20 protein-coding genes, 1 tRNA gene and 2 pseudogenes are annotated in these 24,771 nt (G+C 66.3%); 9 read left to right on the forward strand and 14 right to left on the reverse strand.

The annotated features are described in order from the left end of the window. Position 1: 1 nt before the first annotated feature. The gene (locus BLR99_RS16200) at positions 2-1,192 is read right to left on the reverse strand and encodes an efflux RND transporter periplasmic adaptor subunit (protein WP_074687371.1); all 1,191 of its coding nucleotides are present in this window, start codon (positions 1,190-1,192) and stop codon (positions 2-4) included. A gap of 121 nt (positions 1,193-1,313) precedes the next feature. On the opposite strand from BLR99_RS16200, the gene BLR99_RS16205 reads away from it, so the two are divergent. The 3 genes from BLR99_RS16205 (at position 1,314) to BLR99_RS16215 (ending at position 3,230) form a co-directional block, all read left to right on the forward strand. Further along, a complete protein-coding gene (locus tag BLR99_RS16205) occupies positions 1,314-2,054 on the forward strand; it encodes a response regulator (protein WP_170838055.1) in 741 nt (246 codons plus the stop codon). Beyond that, entirely contained in the window at positions 2,051-3,109 is a 1,059-nt protein-coding gene (locus BLR99_RS16210; protein ID WP_011795625.1) for an ATP-binding protein, read from the forward strand. Before BLR99_RS16205 ends, BLR99_RS16210 begins: the two co-directional genes overlap by 4 nt. Positions 3,110-3,156: 47 nt before the next feature. After that, positions 3,157-3,230: transfer RNA gene (locus BLR99_RS16215), tRNA-Gly, on the forward strand. Positions 3,231-3,797: 567 nt separating this feature from the next. On the opposite strand, the gene BLR99_RS23680 is transcribed toward BLR99_RS16215, so the two are convergent. Continuing rightward, positions 3,798-3,929: a hypothetical protein gene (locus tag BLR99_RS23680; protein WP_266104405.1), complete on the reverse strand. Its 132-nt coding sequence runs from the start codon at positions 3,927-3,929 to the stop codon at positions 3,798-3,800. A gap of 228 nt (positions 3,930-4,157) precedes the next feature. Here BLR99_RS23680 and BLR99_RS23685 point away from each other — a divergent pair. Next, positions 4,158-4,445 (forward strand): annotated as a pseudogene (locus tag BLR99_RS23685) (LysR substrate-binding domain-containing protein); the annotation flags it as partial. A gap of 232 nt (positions 4,446-4,677) precedes the next feature. Then, the gene (locus tag BLR99_RS23690; RefSeq protein WP_266104406.1) at positions 4,678-4,878 is read left to right on the forward strand and encodes a LysR substrate-binding domain-containing protein; all 201 of its coding nucleotides are present in this window, start codon (positions 4,678-4,680) and stop codon (positions 4,876-4,878) included. A gap of 83 nt (positions 4,879-4,961) precedes the next feature. Here BLR99_RS23690 and BLR99_RS22670 read toward each other — a convergent pair whose 3' ends face one another. Together BLR99_RS22670 and BLR99_RS22280 are read right to left on the reverse strand one after the other, a co-directional pair. Then, complete coding sequence (locus tag BLR99_RS22670) at positions 4,962-5,465, reverse strand: hypothetical protein (protein WP_138919879.1); 504 nt, start codon at positions 5,463-5,465, stop codon at positions 4,962-4,964. A 5-nt stretch (positions 5,466-5,470) separates the two neighbouring features. After that, the gene (locus BLR99_RS22280; RefSeq protein ID WP_170838056.1) at positions 5,471-7,627 is read right to left on the reverse strand and encodes a LysM peptidoglycan-binding domain-containing protein; all 2,157 of its coding nucleotides are present in this window, start codon (positions 7,625-7,627) and stop codon (positions 5,471-5,473) included. Between the two features lie 321 nt (positions 7,628-7,948). Here BLR99_RS22280 and BLR99_RS16230 point away from each other — a divergent pair, with 321 nt between their 5' ends. The 3 genes from BLR99_RS16230 to ligD all read left to right on the forward strand — a co-directional run bounded on the left by BLR99_RS16230 (position 7,949) and on the right by ligD (position 12,661). Beyond that, the gene (locus BLR99_RS16230; protein WP_011795621.1) at positions 7,949-8,512 is read left to right on the forward strand and encodes a hypothetical protein; all 564 of its coding nucleotides are present in this window, start codon (positions 7,949-7,951) and stop codon (positions 8,510-8,512) included. Positions 8,513-8,702: 190 nt separating this feature from the next. Continuing rightward, positions 8,703-9,830: a non-homologous end joining protein Ku gene (gene ku, locus BLR99_RS16235; protein ID WP_011795620.1), complete on the forward strand. Its 1,128-nt coding sequence runs from the start codon at positions 8,703-8,705 to the stop codon at positions 9,828-9,830. Positions 9,831-9,841: 11 nt separating this feature from the next. Next, positions 9,842-12,661, forward strand: coding sequence for a DNA ligase D (gene ligD / locus BLR99_RS16240; RefSeq protein ID WP_011795619.1), 2,820 nt, complete (start codon positions 9,842-9,844; stop codon positions 12,659-12,661). An 18-nt stretch (positions 12,662-12,679) separates the two neighbouring features. On the opposite strand, the gene bioB is transcribed toward ligD, so the two are convergent. The 10 genes and pseudogenes from bioB to scpA all read right to left on the reverse strand — a co-directional run bounded on the left by bioB (position 12,680) and on the right by scpA (position 23,993). Further along, positions 12,680-13,744: a biotin synthase BioB gene (gene bioB, locus BLR99_RS16245; protein ID WP_011795618.1), complete on the reverse strand. Its 1,065-nt coding sequence runs from the start codon at positions 13,742-13,744 to the stop codon at positions 12,680-12,682. Between the two features lie 325 nt (positions 13,745-14,069). Continuing rightward, positions 14,070-14,366, reverse strand: a pseudogene (locus BLR99_RS16250) (arylsulfatase); the annotation flags it as partial. 93 nt (positions 14,367-14,459) lie between these two features. Further along, on the reverse strand, positions 14,460-14,927 hold the full coding sequence (locus BLR99_RS16255; RefSeq protein WP_011795616.1) for a VOC family protein: 468 nt from the start codon (positions 14,925-14,927) through the stop codon (positions 14,460-14,462). Then, a complete protein-coding gene (locus tag BLR99_RS22675) occupies positions 14,924-15,628 on the reverse strand; it encodes a hypothetical protein (protein WP_139160169.1) in 705 nt (234 codons plus the stop codon). The genes BLR99_RS16255 and BLR99_RS22675 overlap by 4 nt, the downstream gene beginning before the upstream one ends. Before the next feature lie 343 nt (positions 15,629-15,971). Then, complete coding sequence (locus BLR99_RS16260; RefSeq protein ID WP_011795615.1) at positions 15,972-18,020, reverse strand: acetyl-CoA carboxylase biotin carboxylase subunit; 2,049 nt, start codon at positions 18,018-18,020, stop codon at positions 15,972-15,974. A 55-nt stretch (positions 18,021-18,075) separates the two neighbouring features. Then, positions 18,076-18,615: an NYN domain-containing protein gene (locus BLR99_RS16265; RefSeq protein ID WP_011795614.1), complete on the reverse strand. Its 540-nt coding sequence runs from the start codon at positions 18,613-18,615 to the stop codon at positions 18,076-18,078. 55 nt (positions 18,616-18,670) lie between these two features. Then, complete coding sequence (locus tag BLR99_RS16270) at positions 18,671-20,203, reverse strand: acyl-CoA carboxylase subunit beta (protein ID WP_011795613.1); 1,533 nt, start codon at positions 20,201-20,203, stop codon at positions 18,671-18,673. Between the two features lie 72 nt (positions 20,204-20,275). Continuing rightward, the gene (gene meaB, locus BLR99_RS16275; protein WP_011795612.1) at positions 20,276-21,298 is read right to left on the reverse strand and encodes a methylmalonyl Co-A mutase-associated GTPase MeaB; all 1,023 of its coding nucleotides are present in this window, start codon (positions 21,296-21,298) and stop codon (positions 20,276-20,278) included. Then, positions 21,295-21,723, reverse strand: a complete 429-nt coding sequence (locus tag BLR99_RS16280) for a GNAT family N-acetyltransferase (RefSeq protein ID WP_046059557.1) — start codon at positions 21,721-21,723, stop codon at positions 21,295-21,297. Before BLR99_RS16280 ends, meaB begins: the two co-directional genes overlap by 4 nt. Before the next feature lie 101 nt (positions 21,724-21,824). Continuing rightward, on the reverse strand, positions 21,825-23,993 hold the full coding sequence (scpA, locus tag BLR99_RS16285) for a methylmalonyl-CoA mutase (protein ID WP_011795610.1): 2,169 nt from the start codon (positions 23,991-23,993) through the stop codon (positions 21,825-21,827). Positions 23,994-24,132: 139 nt separating this feature from the next. Here scpA and BLR99_RS16290 point away from each other — a divergent pair, with 139 nt between their 5' ends. Continuing rightward, positions 24,133-24,768, forward strand: coding sequence for a GntR family transcriptional regulator (locus BLR99_RS16290; protein ID WP_011795609.1), 636 nt, complete (start codon positions 24,133-24,135; stop codon positions 24,766-24,768). The last annotated feature ends 3 nt before the right edge of the window (positions 24,769-24,771 follow it).

A 24,771-nucleotide genomic window follows, 5' to 3' on the forward strand; every position in this document is an offset into this window, starting at 1 on the left:
TTCAGCGGCTGGCCGAGGGCGCGGGAGGCGACGCGGGTGCGCTCGCGGACGCGGCCGACGCGCCGGGCGCGATCCAGTCGCGCGGCTGTACTTCCGCGCCTTCCGTCAGGCGCTCGGCGCCCTCCACCACCACCCGCTGCCCTGCCTGAACCCCGGCCGCGATGCGGTAGCGCCGGTCCACCAGTTCACCCAGCTGCACGGGCACCGCATGCGCGCGCCGCTGTGCATCGACCACCCAGACGCTGGCCTCGCCCCCCGTGCGCACCACCGCCTGCTGTGGCACCGTGAGTGCCCGGGCATAGGCAGCCCGCGGCATGCGCGCCTGCACGAACATGCCGGGCAGCAGGCGCCGCTGCGGGTTGTCCACCAGGATGCGCAGCAGCACCTCGCCGGTACCCGCGTCCACCGTGATGCCGGAAAACAGCATGCGCCCCTGCATCCCGAAGGGTTCGCCATCGCCGCGCAGGATCTGCACGGTGGCATCCTGCGCGCCGCCTTCCGGCCTGGCCGCCGCGCGCAGGCCTTCCAGCGCCGACGCCGGCTGGCGCACGTCCACGTACACCTGTCCGATCTGCTGGATGCGCGCCATGGGCGAGGCATCGGTGGGCGAGACCAGCGCGCCTTCCGTCACCAGCGCCTGGTCCACCCGCCCCGCGATCGGCGCCTCCACCGTCGCGAAGCGCAGGTCCAGCCGGCGGCGCGCGAGCGTGGCCCGGGCCTGGGCCACCTCGGCCGCGGCCTGGTCGCGCTGCGAGACCGCGTCGTCATAGGCCTGCCGGCTCACGGCATCGGCCTGCACCAGCGGCTCCAGCCGCTCGGCCTGCAGGCGTGCCCGGGCCCAGGCCGCCTGCGCGCGCTGCAGTGCCGCCTGGGCCATGTCGGCATCGGCCTGGAACGGCCCGGGATGGATCTGGAAGAGCGGCGCGCCCTGCCGGATCTCCGCCCCCTGCTCGAACAGCCTGCGCTGCACGATGCCCCCGACCTGCGCCCGGATCTCCGCCGTGCGCACCGCGGCCACCCGGCCGGGCAGATCGTCGGCCACCACGAGATCACCGGGCACCAGCGTGGCCACGGACACCTGCGCCGGCGGCGCGGGGGCGTCCTGCGCCTCGTCGGTACCGCACGCGGCCAATACCAGCGCGGCCAGCGCCGCCGCCGCCATCGCGGCCTGTCGCCGTCGGGGGGTGTGCATATACGGGGAATCCTTCGCGTTCACGTTCAAAAGGGCGCCACTGTGGCGCCGCACGGCTGCGAAGGATTGGGCGTTGTGTGGAGATACGGTGGAGCCGGAAAATCTCGGTAGAGTGCGCTGCGTGTCGATCCCACCCCATCGCATCTTCCGGGAATCCGCGTCCCAGGCGCTCGTGCTCATCGCGGAGGACGAGCCCGAAATCGCCGAGATCCTCGCCGCCTACCTCGCGCGCGGCGGCCTGCAGACCGTGCATGCACCGGACGGCCAGGCCGCGCTCGCGATGCACCAGGCCCTCAAGCCCGACCTCGTCCTGCTCGACGTGCAGATGCCCCGCGTGGACGGCTGGAAAGTGCTCAGCGAAATCCGCCACCGCGGCGACACGCCCGTCATCATGCTGACGGCCATGGACCAGGACATCGACAAGCTCATGGGCCTGCGCATCGGCGCGGACGACTACGTGGTCAAGCCCTTCAACGCCGCCGAGGTCGTGGCCCGCGTGCAGGCGGTGCTGCGCCGCAGCCGGGGCGCCCGCGGAGGCGCGAACGCCCAGGCGGTGCTGCGCGCCGGCATCTTCCAGATCGACCCCGAGACCCACGAGGCCAGCGTGCACCTGGACGGGCGGCGCCACCTGCTGGACCTGACGCTCACCGAATTCAAGCTGCTCGCCTGCCTCATGCGTTCGCCCCGCCGCGTCTTCAGCCGGCTCGAACTGCTGGAAGCCTGCCTGCCCGAGGGCGACACCCTGGAGCGCACGGTGGACAGCCACATCAGCAAGCTGCGCAAGAAACTGGAGCCTCTGGGCGTGGAGGGCCTTCCCGTCAGCGTGCGCGGCGTGGGTTACCGCCTGGGGAGCGGCGAATGAGCGGCTCCCCCGGCCTGCGCCGGCAGGTCATGCTGTCGCTGGGCGTCATGGCCCTGGGCATCATCCTCATCTCGGTGATCGGCTCCTACGGCTTCTATGCCGTGCTCATGGCGTATTCGCCGTCGAGCATTTCCGAAACCTGGGTGCCGTCGCGGGTGGAACTGGTCTGGATGCTGGCCACCATGCTCGCCGCGCTGGCCATCGCCGTCGCCGTCGCCGTGCGGCTTTCGCGCCGCATCCTCACGCCGCTGAACGCGGTGGCCGAGAGCCTGCGCAAGGTGGCCCAGGGCGACCTGCAGGCCCGCGCCGCCACGGACGACCACTCCATGGGCGAGACCGCCCAGCTGGTGCGCGACTTCAACGCCATGGCCGAACGCCTGCAGGCGATGGAGAAGCAGCGGGCCTTCTGGAACGCGGCCATCGCCCACGAACTGCGCACGCCCGTCACCATCCTGCACGGGCGACTGCAGGGGCTGACGGAAGGCGTGTTCGAGCCGAGGGCCGAACTGTTCCAGGGCCTGCTGCGCCACGTGCAGGGCCTGAGCCGGCTGATCGAAGACCTGCGCATGCTGAGTCTGCGCGACAGCGGGCACCTGGAACTGGAACAGATGCAGGCGGACCTGGCGCAGGAAGTCGCCGCCGTCGTGCATGCCTTCGAGCCCGACCTGCATGCGCGCGGCTTCACCGTGCAGGCCGACATCGCGGCGCCCTGCACCGTGACCTGCGACCCGGTACGCATCCGCCAGGCCCTGATCGCCCTCCTGGAAAACGTGCGCAGGCATGCCGACCCGGGCCGGGTGCGCATCCACGCCCACGTGGCGGACGGCGAGTGCCACCTCAGCGTGGAAGACGAGGGCCCGGGCATGACCGAGGAACTCGCCGCCCAGGTCTTCGAGGCCTTCCACCGCGGAGACCCCACCCGCCCGCAGCAGGCCGGCGGCAGCGGCCTGGGCCTGGCCGTGGTGAAGGCCATCGCGGAAGCCCACGGCGGCCACGCCACCTGCCAGGCCGCGCCCGGCGGAGGCTCCGTGCTCACCCTGCACTGGCCCACGTGAAAGTAGCGCTAGAATCCAGCCCGTCGTGCGCCGCAATGGCGCCACGCGCGGGTGTAGTTCAATGGTAGAACGGCAGCTTCCCAAGCTTCATACGAGGGTTCGATTCCCTTCACCCGCTCCAGTTTTCCTCCCCCGTCCGCGGGCGCACCGCCCTGCTGCCGCAGGCTGCCCCGCCCCAGGCAGGCCCACACGGCCGGCGCCGTCACGGCCGTCACCACCGCCAGCCCCTGCGCCGGCCGCGAAAACGCCGCTCCGTAAGACTCCACCAGCGCATGCGGGGCCACCGCCGGCACCAGGGCCATCGCATCCTCCAGCCGCCCCGCCCCCAGCAACTGCGCTACCGGATGGCCCTGCGCGGCGCCGGGCAGCCGGGCCTGATCAGCCCCGCCAGCACGGAACCACCGGCGTGCCAGCCGTCCGGCCGCCAGCGGCAGCACCAGCAGCGGCGCCGACAGGGCCGCCATCATCCATCCCGCGCGGCCCGCGCCCATCCCCTCGATGCCCGCGAAGCGCATCGGCAGCAGTACGAACAGCACGACGAAGGCATAGGCCGGTGCGGCAGCCAGCAACTGGATGCCGAGGAAACGCCGGTAGCGCAGCAGCGACAGATCCAGCAGTGGCGCGGCGCCACGCCGCTCGATGCGCGCGAAAACGCCGAACAGCAGCCCTGCCGCCGCGAGGCCGCCGATCACACGGGATCGGCCCATCCCGCCTGCGCTGCCGCGAGCACGGCGCAGGTCAGCACGCTGAGCGCCAGCGTGAACGCCACCGCGCCGCCCGTATCGAAGGCGTGCGCCGCGGGCGCCCGGGTTTCCCGCAACGCGCCCCGGCCAGCGCGGCGGCGCCACCCGCGAACACCGCCGCCCCCGCCAGACCCTGCAGGCCGCGCGCAAGCAGCGCATCGGCTATGCCGCCCAGGGCCACGGCCGGCCCGGTGAACACCATCGGCATCGTCGCCGAAGCCATGCAGACGCAGGCGAGCACGTGCAGGCGCCGGCCGCGGTCCGGATCGGGCGGACTGGGGGACGACCTGGACGACGCCCGCGCCATGGTGTCGCAATCGGCCGCCGCGCCGCGCGGCCGGCTGCGGGTGAGCGTGCCCGCCCACCACCTGCTCCTGCCCCTGCTGCCGGAGTTCCTGGAGCGCCATCCCCAGGTAGAACTGGACATTGACTTCAACGTCCGCATCGTGGACCTGATCGGCGAAGGCGTGGACATCGCCATCCGCAGCGGCGACCTGCCCGATTCGCGGCTCAGGAGCCAGCCCCTGCGGCACTACCGGTCCCTGCTCTGCGCATCGCCCGATTACTTGGCGCGGCGCGGCCCTCCGGCCACCGTGGGCGACCTCGCGGACCACGACGGCATTGCGTTCCGCTATCCCAATTCAGGGCAGTGGCTGCCCTGGCCACTGCCGGGGACCGGCGGAGCCACGGTGCCAGAAGAGCCGCCCCCACCGCTGTCGATGTCGTCGGCGCCATCGCCATCCCCCCTGCCCCGCCTGCGCCGGGTCCTCGGGTTCAACAACATGGAGGCCGTGCGCGGCGCTGGGCGGCCTGGGAATCGGGTGCATGCCGGATTTCCTGTTGGAGGGGCCTTTGCGGGAAGGGGCATTACGGCAGGTGCTGCCGGATCCAGAGGGACGGCCGGCAGGACGGTTCCGGGCGGTGTGGCCGACGAGCCGGCAGTTGTCGCCGAAGGTGCGGGTGTTTGTGGATTTTTTGAGGGGGAGGTTGGGGGATCGACAAGAAACCATTAAATCGATGGCTTGAATTTGAAAAGCACACCGATTACAGTCTGTGGAAGCGGGGCAACTTCAACTTCAGTTGCACTTCAGGTTTGAGACCACCAAATTTCAGGGTTTTTGCAGACCCTCCTTAGGATTTCTTTGCAGAAATTCACGAAATTTCTCAAAAATTTCGTCCAACGTGCTGGTAGCATTTTTCTCAAAAGCAAAATCCACATAGGATAAAGGGCGATTGACCACCGATTTAACCTCAGCAGCAAAAACTGAAGCTGACTTATCGGGAGAGAGAATTTCCCACAGATCCACAAGAAATGCAAGATGATAAGCCGGCGGCACCTCACACAGCAATAACTTTGATTCAATAACCTCATGCAAATTATTCGACCTACCAATAAAATACGCGATAGACTTCAAAACTTGCAACTCTGTTGATTCCTTCAATCTCTCAAATTCTGGTTTTATAAAGTAATTTATAACTAATCTAGTGTCATCCCTATTTGAATAATTTATTAAAGAAAGCAATTCACTTCCCTCGTCTTTTGCAACAGTCAGTGCTAGGGGTCCGAGCAAATTCGAAACATATTGCGGATTAACTTTAAAAATTTCAGTCATAAATTTCAATAAACTATACCCAAGCTACTTTTTGAGATCACAGGATAAGCTGTTATTGCGCGCCCGCTAGTAGAGTCAATTCCAAAATTTGCAAACTTGGTTTGCTTGTAAAAATTCGCCAAATCGCCACCAAACAGAGGGGTATTTTTTACAAAACCTTCACCAACATTATAATCGAATTTTAAGGAGATGTAATTATTTATCGGGTTTCCTGTGCTTATGGCATATTGTTGAATACGTTCAGCGCGTTTTATCCCGTATAGCATATCTTTATTCGAAAGAAATTGAGTGGAATCCACGGCAAATCTATTGTTCACTCCGACCATAATTTTACCATCAGGCCGCATGCCAGTAGCGGCAGAGACGAGTTGGTCGTACAAATCAACTTGAGGAGAGTGCCTGGACATGAAATGTGCGCCTGAATTTGATGCTTCTAGCTTCTCAAGTTGGCGGCGAGCAATTTCTTCTGTTCTATCCCAAATGATGGCACGCCGCTCTTCAGCACTCAGATGGCCGTAACGCTGACGTAACTCTTCCCCACGCGACAATGTACCCTTCTCAACGCCACCTACTAATCTACTGGCCGTGGCCTCCTCAACCAAAGCCATATTCCCAGCCGCAGAAAATACCTTGCCTGCTCCTGCGGAAAGTATGCCACCTACAGCGAACCGCAGGGCATCCTCCCCCATCTTGTCTGCGCTGGTGCTTCGCAGATAGTTCACGCCACCCATCACGACTCCTCTGGCTGTTTCACCAGGGTTTGTCAGCGCATATGCTCCTCTGGCTAACGCCATCCGGCGGGCTTTGTCATCCGTTGCCAGAGTTGCCAAGTGCCTGAATCCATCAACAAAGTCATAGGCACCTTCTCCAGCGACACGCCCTAATCTGCCAAGAACCGCTGCCAGCGGGTTGGTGGCCTCTGCCTCTATCTGTGCATACTGCTCTCGCAGGTTCGTCCGGGCTTGCTCGAAACCATCTTGCGGTGCCACCCACGGAGCAAGTGCCGTGCCTACCGGCAGGCCATGCTGCAAAACCTGGATTGCCCGCGCACCACTATCCCATTCTGTATATTGCGACCACTCGTCTTGGTAAACCCCATTGCGCATTTTTCCGCCCCCCATCATCTGCGGGTCTGCAATGAGCGATGGTAAATAGGGACTCGCGGCTTGGTCACCGTAGTATTCCAGCGCATTACTGAATGTCATCGATGACTGGGGATGCGACTGCATGTAGTCGTATGCCTGCGTGATCGGATCAACTCCGGCAGCTTGATAACGCTGCGCGATGGCCTGGTTCGGATTGCCGCCGGGTTGCTGAGTCTGCGCACCTGCCAGGACATTAGCGCCGGTATCAAGGATGGCGGCGCCCATTTGTTGTCCCAGGGCGTTCCCGAAAGCATCCACAGCCACTTGCTGGATGCTCACCCGCCCGCCTCGCGCCACGGCCGCGGTCATACCCGCAGCCATCCCGCTGAGCGTCCCTCGGGCCCAGGCGGCCCCCGTCTGGCCAAGCCCATCGAGCCACGTAGCTCCCTGCAGCGCACTCCCGGCCGCGCTGCCCGCAGCCGCGCCCGCCGCGCTCGCGGCCACACCCCGCCAATCGAAGCGGTCTTGCAACCCCGTCGCCACGCCAATGCCCTGCGTAATCAGGTTCGTCGTGCCCATCTGTACAGCGGCGCCCTGCCAGCCCGCACTGGCTCCGCTGAAGCCCGAGAAATACTCCACTCCTGAGGCAACGCCTGCACTGATCGCCGACAACGCAAGACTCTTCCAACTGATGCCGTTCTGGGACCCCACCAGGTTACCCATCATCTGCCCTGCGAGATTGCCAATGACGGGGCCAGCAAAAATGCTGACCACGACACTGACGACGACCACAATGATCTGCCCGACGATCCCGCAGTCCCCCCCGTTCGCCGGCACCGGCAACACCGGATCCATGCTCCCCATCGCCTGGCTCGGGTCGTACGGCTGGAACGTCTCCACGCTGTTCGCATTCAGCGACAGCTTGGGCACCGTCAGCGTCTGCCCTGCCGTCAAGGCGCCATCGCCCGACACCGCCAGGCTGTTGGCGTCTGCGATGCGCCACCACAGGCTCGCATCGCCCAGCACGTTGCGCGCGATGTCCTTGAGCGTCTCGCCGCCCACCACCGTGTAGGCCACCGGGTCCAGGCTCTTGTGGCGCGGGCGGATCTGCGCAGCCTGCAGGCGGAAGTCCGCCGTGTCACGTACAGAGGCTTATTGCTCGGTCCGTGTTCTGTTCGCTCTGATACGCCTTCTATTGCAGCCCGCACGCCGGTCTGGGCCGCACGCCGTAAGCGCCGTCTTACACGCATATACACCGCATTACCCACACACGCTGCCGTGGCGTGTGCCGACGATGGGCGGCATACAACTGCCAAGGCTCCCACCCATGCCGCGACGGGCCCCGGAGCCTGTCGCCGCCCCGTCGGCTCCGCGTTCCTCGCCGGAAAGGACCCTCCCATGACCATGACTTTCCAGGACCTGCAGGCGAAAGCCATCGCCTGGTGCAAGGATTTCGAGCAATACAAGGACGAGTGCGTCGTCATGGCGCAGCGCCTGCGCGTGGAGTTCATCGCCCACCTGGGCGCGCGCTCGGGCGACGTAGAGTTCCACGTGCTGGACGAGCGGCTGGAGCGCATCGCCGATGAGCGCACGTCCCTCTGGCCGCGCCTGCAGGCGGGCGACGACGGGTTCCTGTATTTCGGCCTGACGCTTTTCTTCCGCGCGGACGCGCACTGCCTGGACGAGCACATCCGGGTGGGCATCCAGAAGTCGCGCACGCACTGGCGCGTGCGCTGGAACCAGAAGGAATCGGTGTATTCCACTACCGGCTCCAACACGGCCTTTTTCGACAAGCTCACCGCCATCACGATGGAGAAGTTCTCCACCCCGTTCCGGCGCATGAAGGGGCAGCTCGGCTTCGTGCCTATGCTGCAGAGCGAGCACCACGTCGTGGCCTCCGCGCCGCCGAGCCCCGCGACCGGCGCCGGGGCCAGCGCGCCCCAGGACGGCGGCGAAAGCTGAACGGCCGCTGCGACCGCACGCCGGACGCCCAGCGGCCGGCGGCGGTGTTGCAAATGGCGCGCGATCGCCCGCCGCCACCGTCGCGGCAGCCGGCCCGCGTCCTACAGCACGCGCCCCGCGGCCGGGCTAACGTCGTCTGCACCATGGCACCGTCGGCGAGCCGCCGCCGCGCGCCGCAAGGAGAGTCCGCATGGCCGAGAAGAAAACCCGAACCTCCCGCTCCCGCACCGCCTCCGCGCCCCATGACGCGCCCTCGCGCGCCGCCACGGCCACGGGCGGGCAGGCCCCTACGTCCACCCGCGCGCTCTGGAAGGGCGCGATCAGCTTCGGCCTGGTCCATGTGCCCGTGGGCCTGTATTCGGCCACGCAGGACAGTGGCATCGATTTCGACTGGCTCGACAAGCGCAGCATGGACCCCGTCGGCTACAAGCGCATCAACAAGAAGACCGGCAAGGAAATCACGGCGGAGAACATCGTCAAGGGCGTGGAGTACGAAGATGGCCGCTACGTGGTGCTCACGCCCGAGGAGATCGCGCAGGCCTACCCCAAGACCACCCAGACCATCGAGATCGAGGCCTTCCTGGATGCCGACGAGATCCCGTTCGTCTATCTGGAACGCCCCTATTACACGGCACCGCTGCCCCGCGGCGAGAAGGTCTATGCCCTGCTGCGCGAGGCGCTCAAGGCGAGCCACCGCGTGGGCGTGGGCAAGGTGGTGATCCAGACCAAGCAGCACCTGGCGGTGCTCATTCCCTGCGGACGCGCGCTGGTGCTCAACCTGCTGCGCTGGGGCGGCGAGATACGCTCCTTCCAGGAACTGAACCTGCCCCCTGCCGGAGGCAAGGCCGTGGGGCTCAAGGATGCCGAGATGCGCATGGCGCGGCAGCTGATCGACGACATGACGCAGGACTGGGATGCGGACCAGTTCCGCAACTCGTTCTCCGAAGAGATCATGAAACTCGTGGAAGCGCGCGCCCAGGCCGGCGACATCGCCGAAGTCGAACCGCTGGAGGCACCGTCGGACGCTGGCGGCGCGGACGTGGTGGACCTCACCGCCCTGCTGCGCCGCAGCCTCGAAGGCGGACGGCGCAAGGCTGCAGCGGATACGGACGAAAAGGGAGAGGACGACGGCGAGGATGAAGCGGAAGGTGGCGCGAAGGGAAGGAAAACCTCGAGCGTGCGGCACCTGCCCGCCAAGTCGGCCAAGGCACGCACCGCATCCGACGGCGGCGCGAAGGGCAAGGCCAAGGCCCCCGCGAAGCGCGCGACCGCCAAGTCCTCCGCGAAAAGCGCCCCTGCGGGCCGCAAGGCCGCCTGAGCCCGCACGCCATGGCACGACGCTCCAGGACCTCCGGCACTGCGCAGGAAGCGCCGCGGAAAGCGCCGCAAAAGGCGCCACCGGACGCCCTCGCAGACTACGCCCGCAAGCGGGACTTCCGCAACACCCCCGAGCCCGGCGCGGAGCCGGGCGACGCCCTGCCCCGGGGCGCGCTGCGCTTCGTGGTGCAGAAGCACTGGGCGAGCCGCCTGCACTACGACTTCCGGCTGGAAATCGACGGCACCATGAAGAGCTGGGCGGTGCCCAAGGGCCCGAGCTTCGATCCCAGGGACAAGCGCATGGCCGTGCAGGTCGAAGACCATCCGGTCGCCTACAACCGCTTCGAGGGCCAGATTCCCGCGCGGCAGTACGGCGCGGGCCGCGTCATCATCTGGGACAAGGGCTACTGGGTGCCGCTGGAGGACCCGGCCCGCGCGTGGCGGGCGGGCAAGCTCAAGTTCGAACTGCACGGCCACAAGCTCCAGGGCCGGTGGACGCTGGTGCGCATGCACGGCCGGGGCAACGAGCGCCAGCCGCCGTGGCTGCTCATCAAGGAGCGCGACGGCCTGGAGCGCGATGCCGTCGAGTACAGCGTGGTGGACGCCCTGCCGGACAGCGTGAAGTCGCTGCCCGACCTGCCTGAGCCCGCGCCCGCGCGGGGCAGGCAAGCCCCTGCCCCTGCCGCCTCATCCCCCGCCCGCAGGACGGCCGCCCGCGGCAAGGCTGCGGCCTCGGCCCCCGCGCCGGCCCCGGAGCCGGCGGCAGGCAGGACTGCTCGGGCCGGAACGTCCCCGCGCCCGAAGAAGGCGGCCCTGCCCGCGGCGCTGGCGCCGCAACTGGCCACCCTGGTGGACGGCCCGCCCACCGACCTGGCCGAATGGATGTTCGAGCTCAAGTTCGACGGCTACCGCATCCTCGCCCGGATCGAAGGCGGCGAGGTGCGCCTCATCACCCGCAACGGCAACGACTGGACCCACCGCATGCCCGGCCTGGCGCGCGCCGTGCGTGCCCTGCCGGTGGAGTCCGGCTGGATCGATGGCGAAATCGTGGTGCCCGACCGGCACGGCATTCCGGATTTCCAGGCGCTGCAGAACGCCTTCGAGAGCGGGCGCCGGCCCGGACGCAGCGCGGCGGGCAGCCCGGACGACGGCGCGGTGGACCGCAGCGGCCTGGTCTTCTATGTCTTCGATCTGCCCTTCCTCAACGGCCATGACCTGCGGGGCCTGCCGCTGGCAGAGCGCAGGCAGGCGTTGCGCACGCTCGTGGCCGAGGCCGGCAGCGATACGGTGCGCTTCAGCGACGCGTTCGAGGCATCGCCCGGCGAGCTGATCGCCTCGGCTTGCCGGCTCGGCTTCGAGGGCGTGATCGGCAAGCGCGTGTCGTCGGCCTACGGGTCCGGCCGGTCGGCCGACTGGATCAAGCTCAAGTGCGGGCAGCGGCAGGAGTTCGTGATCGGTGGCTATACCGACCCGCAGGGCACGCGCACCGGCCTCGGCTCGCTGCTGCTGGGCGTGCATGGCGACGACGGGCAGTTGCACTATGCCGGCAACGTGGGCTCCGGCTTCAGCGAGCGCACCTTGACGACGCTGCTCGGGCTGCTGCGCTCACTCGCCGCAGACCGCAGTCCCTTCGCCGAAGGCACGCAGGTGGGCCGCAAGGCGCACTGGGTCAAGCCGCAACTGCTCGCGGAGGTGGCCTTCGCGGGCTGGACGCAGACGCGCCATGTCCGCCAGGCGGTGTTTCGCGGCCTGCGCGAGGACAAGCCCCCGCGCGAGATCGTGCGCGAGACGCCCGCACCGGCCGCCACGGTGGCGGGCCCGTCCCCCACCCCGCCGGCCGCTCCACGCCCGGCTTCATCCGAAGCCACGCCCTCCAGGGCCCGCTCCACCATGACCTCCCGCAGAACCGCATCCGCCCCCTCGCCCGCCTCCCCGCCCTCTTCGCTGCGCGTGACCCACGGCGACCGCGTGATCGATGCCGCGAGCGGAACCACCAAGCTGGACCTGGTGCGCTACTACGCGCTGGTCGCGCCCCTGATGATGGAACACCTGCGCCAGCGCCCCGTCTCGGTCGTGCGGGCTCCGGAAGGCGTGGGCGGGGAGCTCTTCTTCCAGAAGCATCCGGAGCACGGATCGGTGGACGGCGTGCGGACGCTGGACCCGGCGCTGGACCCCGGCCATCCGCCCCTGGCCGAGATCGCGGGGCCGGAAGGCCTGCCGGCCTGGGCCCAGATGAACACCATCGAGTTCCACAGCTGGAACGCCCGCAGCGACCGCATCGACCGGCCCGACCGGATGGCCTTCGACCTCGACCCCGGCGAAGGCGTGCCCTGGGACAAGGTGCAGGAGGCCACCACGCTGATGCGCGTGATGCTCACGGAGCTGGGCCTGCCGGGCTTTCTCAAGACCAGCGGGGGCAAGGGGCTGCACGTGGTCGTGCCCATCAAGCGCCTGTACGGCTGGGATGCGGTGAAGGGCTTTTCCCAGGCGGTGGTGCAGCACATGGCGCGCACGATCCCGCAGCTGTTCGTGGCCAAGAGCGGGCCGCGCAACCGCGTGGGAAAAATCTTCGTGGACTACCTGCGCAACGGCTTCGGCGCCACCACGGTGAGCGCATGGTCCGCCCGGGCACGACCCGGCCTGGGCATTTCCGTGCCGCTGCGCTGGGATGAACTGGGAGCGCTCTCGAGCAGCACCGAATGGACCGTGGCCACGGTGGAAGACCGGCTGCGCGAAGGCAACGCGCCCTGGGACGGCTACGCCAAGGCGGCGGTCTCCATCACGCAGGCCATGAAGATGCTCGGGTACGAACCGCCGCGCGGCGGGCGGTGATCGCCCTCCTGCCAGCTCTCAGGGGGCGTGGTGGTGCAGGTCGTGGGGCTCGGTGGAGGCCACCTGCCGGCCGTTCATCCCCAGTTTGGCGAGCAGTTGCACGTCGGCATCCACGTCCGGGTTGCCGGTCACCAGCAGCTTGTCGCCATAGAAGATCGAATTGGCCCCGGCCAGGAAGCACAGCGCCTGCACCGCATCGCCCATTTGCTGGCGGCCCGCCGAGAGGCGCACGCGCGCACGCGGCATGGTGATGCGCGCCACCGCGATCACCCGCACGAAATCGAGCGGATCGACCGGATCGCTGTCGGCCAGCGGCGTGCCGGGCACACGCACCAGGCTGTTGATGGGTACGGATTCCGGGTACGGATCGAGGTTGGCGAGCTGGGCGATCAGGCCCGCGCGGTGCACCGGTGCCTCCCCCATGCCGATGATGCCGCCGCAGCAGACGCTGATGCCGGCCTCGCGCACATGGCGCAGGGTATCGAGCCGTTCCTGGTAGGCGCGGGTGCTCACGACATCGGTGTAGTACTCGGGCGCGGTATCCAGGTTGTGGTTGTAGTAGTCCAGCCCCGCGCCCTTGAGCGCCTGGGCCTGGTGCGGCTCCAGCATGCCCAGGGTGGCGCAGGTCTGCATCCCGAGCCCCTTCACGGCGGCGATCAGCTCGCCCACCTTCTCGATGTCGCGGTCCTTGGGCGCGCGCCACGCGGCGCCCATGCAAAAGCGCGTGGCACCGGCGTCGCGGGCGGCGCGGGCGGCGGTGGTCACCTCGTCCACGCTCATGAGCTTCTGCGCCTTCACGCCCGTGTCGAACTCGGCGGACTGCGGGCAATAGCCGCAGTTCTCGGGGCAGCCGCCCGTCTTCACCGACAGCAGCGTGGCCAGTTCGACGTCGCCCGCGGGCCAGTGCTCACGGTGCACGGACTGCGCGCGCCAGAGCAGTTCCATGAACGGCAGGTCCAGCAGTTCCTGCACGGCCTGGACGCTCCAGGTGCCGGCCGCGGGGGCAGGAGTGCGTGCGGGGCGGTGCAGTTGCACGGGAACGGCAGGGGCTTCGGGACGGATATCGGAAAGAGTGGCAGTCATGGCAGTGGGTACGGACACAAGGTGCACGCTGGGCGCTTGGGCTGAATTCTGGAAGAGAACGGGGCCGCGTGCCAAGCCTTTGCCGCCAAAAACCCGCGCTGCCCCCGGCTGGACGAACGGCCCGTATTTTCAAACGACGTTGACGGCAGGATGCCGCCAGAAACCGGCACTTTGACGGGACTTGAAAAACCGCCGCCCCGTGCCACCGCCATCGGCACCGATCACGCCGCCATCTGCCGCCAACCTCCAGCCCAGGGCGGACGGCAGTTGCCGAAGATCACCGCAATTGGCGCCGCAGTTGGCGCCGTGCTCAGTCTCCCAGCACGTTGGGCCGCAGCACGGGCATGGGAGCATGCGTGCGCGCCACCGCATCGATGCAGGGGCCGAAGGCCGAACAGGTGAACAGGATGCCCTCGGCGCCCGTGTCCACCGCGTAGCGCGCCAGCCGCGCGAACCGCTCGTGCATGGCGCCGTCGAGCCCACCTCCCCCGGCCGCGAGGTCGGCCGAGAGGCTGTCGTCCAGCAGGTTCATGCGCACGGCCTGCGGCCAGTCCCGCTCGAAGGCGCCGTTGATGGGGGCCACAGAATGGGCCAGGGCGTGGATCAGGGCGATGCGGGGCATGGGGAACACAGAGTCCTTTGTCGCAGGGGCGGGCAACATTGCACCCTGCCCGTCACCATACCGTCCACCAGGGCCGTGAAGGCCGGGCCCGCGTCAGCCCAGCGCGGCGATCACCTCCGGCGGTGCCTGCACCAGTTCGATCAGCACGCCTTCGCCCGCGATGGGAAACTCCTCGTTGCCCCGGGGATGCAGGAACGTGATGTCGTGCCCCGCCGCACCTTTGCGGATGCCGCCCGGCGCGAAGCGCACGCCCCGCGCCGTGAGCCATTCCACGGCACGCGGCAGGTCGTCGATCCACAGGCCCACGTGGTTCAGCGGCGTGGCGTGCACGGCGGGCTTGCGGTCGATGTCGAGCGGCTGCATCAGGTCCACCTCCACGGCATGGGCGCCCTGCCCCATCGAGAGAATGTCCTCGTCCACGTTCTCGCGCTCGCTGCGGAACGTGCCGGTCTGCGGCAGGCCCAGCATGTCCACCCAGAGCGTCTTCAGCCGCTGCTTGTCGGTGCCGCCGATGGCGATCTGCTGGATGCCGAGAACCTTGAAGGGGCGAGCATTGTTCATGGTTTTTTGATGATAAGAGACTCAGAAAATTTTCCGTCTGCCAAAGCTTTTTCCAACCTATTTGCGGTAGACCACATAAAAATACTAGGCAATATCCAAACCACTAATATATACAACAAAATCTGATATACATGACCTCCAGTTGCGGGGGCCTTAAGTCTAACACTCGACAAATCAAAAAGGAAAATTAACAAAGAAAACAAAGAAACCTCGACTGCCACAATAAAAACAGCGTTTGAATGCTCTCTAAGATGTGAATATGTCTCCCTTAAATCCAAATTTTCTGGCTTTCGTCTTTGTATTGATGGTTTTTTATAGAAATCATAGATGCCTGCTTCGTCTTTCATGAGTCGAAAGAGCACGGAATACTGTCCAAACAACACCCATGCACTTGGCAAGGCCAGGTATAACCAAGCCGCACTTTTCCTTGTATATTCAAAATTATCTATCGGCTTCAAAAATAAGAAAATCACCCCGAAATAAATAAGTGAAACAAGAAAAAATATAAACAATGTTCTAAATATAAAATCAAGTGACCATGCCTTAAATACTGCTTCGGCTAAATTAATTTGCAACAAAAATCTACGATGCAAGAAAACACAGAGTAACATCGCCGCGAGAAAAAATAGACTCGCAAAAATTTCAATAGAAATACTATTTAAATCATTTCTTATAAAAAAAGCAAAAACACCCAAAAACATCCAAGCGAATCAGAAATTTCTCGAAAAAGATTCCACCGTACCGCGTCGATATCGACCTGCATGAAGTACAGTAATTGGCGCACTACTTATATAACATAATGCGAGAGCCATTGGAAGAATTATTAAAAGATTAGCGCCCTTCAATACCCCCTTCCCATCCACAGGAGATATTCTATCCAGTGCCGACAATACGCCCCCATCCAAACCGGCAATATTATCCAAAGCCAAATATGAAAAAACCAGAGCAACAACAAATCCCGCGAAATATCGAACCAAGTAACTCTCCCACCAACGACCTTGCATAAGAAGATCCTCCCATAGTTATCATAAATAAATAAATTGCTTACTTAAATTCCAGAATTACCTGATCCACTGCAAGCGACTCTCCTTTGTTCGCCACCACCTTGTCCACCACGCCATCCTGCGCGGCGAACAGGATGTTCTCCATCTTCATGGCCTCGATCACCGCCAGTTTCTCGCCGGCCTGCACCTTCTGGCCCTCCTGCACCGCCACGTCCACCAGCAGCCCGGGCATGGGCGAGAGCAGGAAGCGCGAAAGATCCGGCGGCGCCTTGTAGGGCATGAGCCGGTGCAGCCGCGCGCCCGCCGGCGACAGCACCATGGCCTCGATCTGGGTACCGTTGTGCGCGATGCGCAGCGCCAGCGGGTTCTTGCCCGCGCCCCGCTCCACCTGGGCGGTGAAGCCCACGCCGTTGCACTGGCCCTGCACGCGGATCTGGCCCAGCGTGGCCGCGCTGCCGATCTGGTAGTCCTTGCCGCCCACGCGCACGCTGCTGCCGCCGGACGGATCCTGGAAGTCCGTCACCGACACCTCGTGGTGTACGTTCTCGCCCCCGGCCCCCAGCACCACCACCACGAACTGCTCGCCCACCTTAACCTGGTGCCCCGCCAGCTGGCCGCTGATGCCGCTGGCGCGCGCGCGGTAGCGGCGGTGCATGTAGGCGGCCAGCGCGACGAGGAAGAGCGGATCGTCGTGCGGCACGTCCTCCGCATGGAATCCCCGGCCGTAGTGCTCCGCGATGAAGCCCGTGTTGAACTGCCCGGACACGAACTTCAGGTGCGCCAGCAGCGCCGCCTGGAACGGGATGTTGCTGCTGATGCCGCGGATCACGAAGCCGTTGAGCGCCGCGCGCATCTTGTGGATCGCGTCCTCCCGGTCCGTGCCGTGCACGATGAGCTTGGCGATCATGGAGTCATAGAACATCGGGATCTCGCCGCCTTCATAGACGCCCGTGTCCACGCGCACGCCCAGCTTCTTCTCGGTATCGGCCTGGAACATGCTCTCCAGCGGCGGCTGGAAGCGCACCAGCCGCCCGGTGGAGGGCAGGAAGTTGCGGAACGGGTCTTCGGCATTGATGCGGCATTCGATGGCCCAGCCATCGCGCTTCACGTCCTCCTGCGCCAGGGGTAGCGCCTCGCCGGCCGCCACGCGGATCATCAGCTCCACCAGGTCCAGCCCCGTGATGCACTCCGTCACCGGATGCTCCACCTGCAGGCGGGTGTTCATCTCCAGGAAGTAGAAATCCTGGTCCTTGCCGACCACGAACTCCACCGTGCCGGCGCTCTGGTACTTCACGGCCTTCGCCAGCGCCACGGCCTGCTCGCCCATGGCCTTGCGCGTCGCGTCGCTGATGAAGGGCGACGGCGCCTCCTCGATCACCTTCTGGTGGCGGCGCTGGATCGAGCATTCGCGCTCGTTCAGGTAGATCACGTTGCCGTGCGCGTCGCCCAGCACCTGGATCTCGATATGGCGCGGCTGCTGCACGAACTTCTCGATGAAGATGCGGTCGTCGCCGAAGCTGTTGCGGGCCTCGTTCTGGCAGGCGGTGAAGCCTTCGAGCGCTTCCTTGTCGTTGTAGGCCACGCGCAGGCCCTTGCCGCCGCCACCGGCCGAGGCCTTGATCATCACCGGGTAGCCGATGTCGCGCGCGATCTCCACCGCGCGATCGGCCGACTCGATGGCATCGTTCCAGCCCGGGATCGTGTTGACCTTCGCCTCGTTGGCGAGCTTCTTGGACGCGATCTTGTCGCCCATGGCCGCGATCGAATGCGCCTTCGGGCCGATGAAGGCAATGCCTTCGTCCTCGCAGCGCTGCGCGAAACCCTCGTTCTCCGACAGGAAGCCGTAGCCCGGGTGGATCGCCTGCGCGCCGGTCTGCTTCGCGGCCGCGATGATGCGGTCCGCCAGCAGGTAGGACTCGCGCGAGGGCGCCGCGCCGATGTGCACCGCCTCGTCGGCCAGCCTCACATGGCGGGCATCCTTGTCGGCATCGGAATACACGGCCACCGTGGCGATGCCCATGCGGCGGGCGGTGGCGATGACGCGGCAGGCGATCTCGCCGCGGTTGGCAATGAGGATTTTGGTGAACATGATGCGTCGAAAGTTGGGTTGCGGGCGAACGTGGATGGAGGCGCCGGGCAGGCGATCAGGAGATCCGGTCGATGGTCGGGCTCATGTCCTCCATCCAGAGGACGTTGTCCGAATACGACTGCAGGTCAGGAGACAGGCTGGCCGCGGAGCCCGACACCCACACCTCCTTGTGCAATTCGGATTTGACGTAGGAGATCGCGTCCTCGAAATCGCCGTCTCCTGCGGAGAGGATCAGCCGGTCGTACACGTTCTGCGCGGCGAGCTTGATGATCAGCGTGGCGATGCCCACGTCCACACCCTTCTGGACCCACCGGTCGGACGAATGGCCGCATGCCGCGCAGTTCATGTGCATCTTCTTGAGCTTGTAGAGCTGCACGCGGAACTTCGGCCCGTGGGGAGGCGCGGTCTTGATCCACGAATGGAACGCGTTCTGCGCATCCGTGGCAGGGTCGCTGACGGAGTTCAGGTAGTAGCTCTCGCGGATCGGCCCGCCGTTCAGCCGGGTGATCTCGTTCTTCAGCTTGAGGTAGTCGAAGGGCTTGCTCTTGCCGTAGTTGAAGAGGTAGGCGCCATCGATGATCCAGACGGTTTTCATCGTGCTCCCGGGAGGTTCGTCCGAGCGGCCGTGCAGGGCTTCGCGGTGCGGCGGCTCACAATGGAATGTTGCCGTGCTTGCGCCACGGGTTCTCGATCTTCTTGTTCTGCAGCATGACCAGGCTGCGGCAGATGCGCTTTCGCGTCTCGTGCGGCAGGATCACGTCGTCGATGAAGCCCCGGCTGCCGGCCACGAAGGGGTTGGCGAAGCGGGCCTTGTACTCGGCCTCGCGCGCGGCCAGCTTGGCGGGGTCGTTCTTGTCCTCGCGGAAGATGATCTCCACGGCGCCCTTGGCGCCCATCACCGCGATCTCCGCGTTGGGCCAGGCCAGGTTCACGTCGCCGCGCAGGTGCTTGGAGGCCATCACGTCGTAGGCGCCGCCGTAGGCCTTGCGCGTGATCACGGTGATCTTGGGCACGGTGGCCTCGGCATACGCGTACAGCAGCTTGGCGCCGTGCTTGATGATGCCGCCGTATTCCTGGCTGGTGCCGGGCATGAAGCCGGGCACGTCCACGTAGGTCACGATGGGGATGTTGAAGGCATCGCAGAAGCGCACGAAGCGCGCGGCCTTGATGCTGGACTTGATGTCCAGGCAGCCCGCCAGCACCAGCGGCTGGTTCGCCACGATGCCCACCACCTGCCCGTCCATGCGGCCGAAGCCCACGACGATGTTGCGCGCGTAGTCGGGCTGCAACTCGAAGAAGTCGCCGTCGTCCACCGTCTTGGCGATCAGCTCCTTCATGTCGTAGGGCTTGTTGGGGTTCTCGGGCACCAGGGTGTCCAGGCTCAGGTCCTTGCGGTCCGCCGGATCGGTGCTCCTGCGCACCGGGGGTTTCTCGCGGTTGTTGAGCGGCAGGTAGTTGTACAGGCGCCGCAGCATCATGAGCGCCTCCACGTCGTTCTCGAAGGCCATGTCGGCCACGCCGCTGCGCGTGGTGTGGGTGACGGCGCCCCCCAGTTCCTCCGCCGTGACCTCTTCATGCGTCACGGTCTTGACCACCTCGGGCCCGGTGACGAACATGTAGCTCGAATCCTTCACCATGAAGATGAAGTCCGTCATGGCGGGCGAATAGACGGCGCCGCCCGCGCAGGGCCCCATCACCATGCTGATCTGCGGGATCACGCCCGAGGCCATCACGTTCTTCTGGAACACGTCCGCATAGCCGCCCAGGGAGGCTACGCCTTCCTGGATGCGCGCACCGCCCGAATCGTTCAGGCCGATCACCGGGGCGCCGACCTTCATGGCCTGGTCCATGATCTTGCAGATCTTCTCTGCGTGCGCCTCCGACAGCGCGCCGCCGAACACGGTGAAGTCCTGGCTGAAGACGAAGACCAGCCGGCCGTTGATCATGCCGTAGCCCGTCACCACGCCGTCGCCGGGGATCTTCTGGTCCTGCATGCCGAAGTCGGTGCAGCGGTGCTCGACGAACATGTCCCACTCCTCGAAGGTGCCGTCGTCCAGCAGCAGTTCGATGCGTTCGCGCGCGGTGAGCTTGCCCTTCCTGTGCTGCGCCTCGATGCGCTTCGCGCCGCCGCCCTGGCGGGCCTGCTCGCGCTTTTTCTCCAGCTGTTCCAGGATGTCTTGCATGGTCTTCCTTCCAACGATCCGTGAATTGTCTGTGCGAATGTCCGTGTGGCGCCCGCGGCCCGCGCGGGCCGGTCAGGGGGGCGCGAAGCCGCCCGCCTGCAGCAGGCTGCGTGCCGCGGTCGATGCCGCGATGCGCCCGGCGAGCACGTCCTCGCGCAGGCCCGGCAGCATCGCCCGCACCTGCGGCTGCGCGCGGAACGCCTGCTTCAGGCCGGCGTCGATGCGCTCCCACATCCAGGCCTGCGCCTGCTGCCGGCGCCGCGCCGCGAGATGCCCGTTGGCCGACTGCACGCGCCGGTAGTCCTCCACCGCCGCCCAGAAGGCGTCCACGCCGCGGCCCTGCAGCGCGCTGATCTGCAGCACGCGCGGATGCCACAGCGCCGAGTCGTGCCGCGCATGCCCGGGGTGGCCGTGCTGGCCAAACAGCCGCAGGCTGGAGGTGATCTGCGCCTCGGCGCGCGTCGCGGCATGGGCGTCGATGTCGGCCTTGTTGATCGCCACCAGGTCCGCGATCTCCATCACGCCCTTCTTGATCGCCTGCAGGTCGTCGCCGGCGTTGGGTAGCTGCATCAGCACGAACATGTCCGTCATGCCCGCCACGGCGGTCTCGCTCTGGCCGACGCCCACCGTCTCCACGATCACGATGTCGTAGCCGGCCGCCTCGCAGACCAGCATGGCCTCGCGCGTCTTCTCCGCCACGCCGCCCAGCGTGCCGCTGGAAGGGCTGGGGCGGATGTAGGCCTGCTCATGCACCGACAGGCGCTCCATGCGCGTCTTGTCGCCCAGGATGGAGCCGCCGGACACGCTGGAGGACGGGTCGATGGTCAGCACCGCCACGCGGTGGCCCTGCGCGATCAGGTGCAGGCCCAGCGCCTCGATGAAGGTGGACTTCCCCACGCCGGGCACGCCACTCAGGCCCAGGCGGAAGGCCTTGCCGGTGTGCGGCAGCAGCGCGGTGAGCAATGCGTCGCCTTGGGCACGGTGGTCGGCGCGCGTGGATTCGAGCAGCGTGATGGCCTTGGCGATGGCACGGCGCTGCACGGCTCCGGGCGCGCCGGTGATGCCGGCCAGGAGCGGATGGGGGGGCGCGGTCATGGCTGCGCTCCCGAAGCCAGGCCGTCCCACGACGGGCTCCAGCGGTACTCCAGGTCGAAAGGCTCCTCGGCCACTTGCCGGAAGCCGTGGCGCAGGTAGAAGCGGTTGGCGTCGCTGCACTTGAGCGCACACAGCGTCACGTCGCAGCCGCGCGCGCGGGCCTGCGCCTGCACCCAGGCCATGGCCCAGCTGCCGGCGCCTGTGTTCTGCGCGCCCGGCCGCAGATAGAGATGGTGCAGCCGCAGCGTGCCGTCGGCCGCGCGCGGCAGCAGCGTGAGGTAGCCGATGCGCTCGCCGCCCCGCACGATGTGGCGCATGCCCTCGGGCACGAAGGCATCGCGCAGCCGCTCCCGCACGCGCACCGGATCGAAGCGGCCCAGCCGCTCAAGGCTCTCGCGCAGGGCATCGGCCCGCAGGTCGGCCATGGCGGCAAAGTCCCCTTCGGAGACGGCCTCCCAGCCCAAGCCGGAGGGTCCGGACGGTGGTGAGGACGACGAGGCAACAGGCATCGCGGGCGCACGCATCCTCAGGCGGCCACGACCTTGCGGATCTGCTCCAGCACGTCCTTGGCGCTCGCGGGAATGGGCGTGCCCGGCCCGTAGATGCCCTTCACGCCCGATGCGTAGAGGAAGTCGTAGTCCTGCTGCGGGATCACGCCGCCCACGAACACGATGATGTCGTCGGCGCCCTGGTCCTTGAGGGCCTGGATGATGGCCGGCACCAGCGTCTTGTGGCCGGCAGCGAGCGTGGAGACGCCCACGGCATGCACGTCGTTCTCGATCGCCTGGCGCGCGCATTCCTCGGGCGTCTGGAAGAGCGGCCCCATGTCCACGTCGAACCCCAGGTCGGCGAAGGCCGTGGCCACCACCTTGGCGCCGCGGTCGTGGCCATCCTGGCCCAGCTTGGCGATCATCACGCGCGGGCGGCGGCCCTCGCTTTCCGCGAAGGCGTCGATCTCGCCCTTGAGCTTTTCCCAGCCCTCGGCCGAGTCGTAGGCGGCGGCATAGACGCCGGTCACCTTCTGCGTGTCGGCACGGTGGCGGCCGAACACCTTCTCCAGCGCGTCGCTCACCTCGCCCACCGTGGCGCGCAGGCGGATCGCCTGGATGGACAGCTCCAGCAGATTGCCGGAGCCAGACTCCGCGGCCGCGGTCAGGGCATCCAGCGCCTGCTGCACGGCTGCGCCATCGCGCGTGGCGCGGATGCGTTCGAGCCGCGCGATCTGGCCGTCGCGCACCTTCACGTTGTCGATCTGCAGGATGTCCACCGGGTCTTCCTTGGCCAGGCGGTACTTGTTCACGCCCACGATCACGTCCTTGCCCGAATCGATGCGCGCCTGCTTCTCCGCAGCGGCCGCCTCGATCTTGAGCTTGGCCCAGCCCGAATCCACCGCGGCGGTCATGCCGCCCATGGCCTCGACCTCCTCGATGATCTTCCAGGCGGCGTCGGCCATGTCCTGGGTGAGCTTTTCCATCATGTAGCTGCCGGCCCAGGGGTCGATCACGTTGGTGATGTGCGTCTCTTCCTGGATGATGAGCTGCGTGTTGCGCGCGATGCGGGCCGAGAATTCAGTGGGCAGCGCGATGGCCTCGTCGAAGCTGTTGGTGTGCAGGCTCTGCGTGCCGCCGAACACGGCCGCCATGGCCTCGATGGTGGTGCGCACCACGTTGTTGTAGGGGTCCTGCTCGGTGAGCGACCAGCCCGAGGTCTGGCAGTGCGTGCGCAGCATCAGGCTCTTGGGGTTCTTGGCGCCCGTGCCCTTCATGATGCGGCACCACAGCAGGCGCGCGGCGCGCATCTTGGCCACTTCCAGGTAGAAGTTCATGCCGATCGCCCAGAAGAACGACAGCCGCCCCGCGAACTCGTCCACGTCCAGCCCCGAGGCGATCGCCGTCTTCACGTACTCCTTGCCGTCGGCCAGCGTGAACGCCAGCTCCAGCGCCTGGTTGGCGCCCGCCTCCTGCATGTGGTAGCCACTGATGGAGATGGAGTTGAACTTCGGCATGTTCCGCGCCGTATAGCCGATGATGTCGCCGATGATGCGCATCGAAGGCTTGGGCGGGTAGATGTACGTGTTGCGGACCATGAACTCCTTGAGGATGTCGTTCTGGATGGTCCCGGAGAGCTGGTCCTGCCGCACGCCCTGCTCTTCCGCCGCGACCACGTAGCCCGCCAGCACGGGCAGCACGGCGCCGTTCATCGTCATGGAGACGCTCACCTTGTCGAGCGGAATGCCGTCGAAGAGGATCTTCATGTCCTCCACGCTGTCGATGGCCACCCCGGCCTTGCCCACGTCGCCGGTCACGCGCGGATGGTCGCTGTCGTAACCGCGGTGGGTGGCGAGATCGAACGCCACCGAGACGCCCTGCCCGCCGGCCGCCAGCGCCTTGCGGTAGAAGGCGTTCGATTCTTCCGCCGTGGAAAAGCCCGCGTATTGCCGGATCGTCCAGGGCCGCACCGCATACATGGTGGCCTGCGGACCGCGCACGTAGGGTTCGAAGCCCGGCAGGGTATTGGCGTGCGGCAGGCCCGCCACGTCCTCCGCCGTGTAGAGCGGCTTGACGGTGATCCCGTCCGGCGTGACCCAGTTCAGCGCGGAGACATCGCCGCCCGGCGCGGACTTGGCCGCCGCCTTCGCCCAGGCGGCGAGATCGGCGGGCTGGAATTCGGGCGGGGGCGTCTGTCTGCTGCTCATGGATGGCTCGCGTCGGGGTTTTGCAGGTCGATCGGAGGTTCCGCGCCGGCTTGTCTCCTGGCGTGCGCGGGAAGCAAGGGCTAGTCTAGCCGATTCCGTAATTATTAATTCATCATTTTTTGACGTACCATTCCGCGCCATGTCCACCGCCTCGCTCACCCCGCGCGCCCTCTACGAAGAGGTGGCGGAGCAATTGCGCCAGCGCATCTTCCGCCGCGAGCTGCAGCCCGGCAGCTGGATCGACGAGCTGAAGATCGCCGAGGAATTCGGCATCAGCCGCACCCCGCTTCGCGAAGCGCTGAAGGTGCTCGCGGCCGAGGGCCTCGTGACGATGAAGGTGCGGCGCGGCGCCTACGTCACCGAAGTGTCCGACAAGGACCTGCGCGACGTCTATCACCTGCTGGCGCTACTGGAGAGCGACGCCGCCCGCGTGGTCGCGCAGCGCGCTACCGATGCGCAGTTGCGGGAACTGGAGGCGCTGCACGCCGAACTGGCCGCGTGCGTGGACGACCGGGACCGCTTCTTCGGCGTGAACGAGCGGTTCCACATGCGACTGCTCGAACTGGCGGACAACCGCTGGCGCAACCAGATGGTCGCCGACCTGCGCAAGGTCATGAAACTCAACCGCCACAACTCCCTGCTGCGCCAGGGCCGCATCGAAGAGTCGCTGCGCGAGCACGCGGACATCCTGGGCGCCCTGCAGGCCCGGAACGGTGAACGCGCCGCGGCCGCGATGCTGGACCATTTCAGCCAGGGGCTGCAGGCCGCGGCCTGAGCC

The sequence above is a fragment of the Paracidovorax citrulli genome (genome assembly GCF_900100305.1).
GTDB lineage: Bacteria > Pseudomonadota > Gammaproteobacteria > Burkholderiales > Burkholderiaceae_C > Paracidovorax > Paracidovorax citrulli.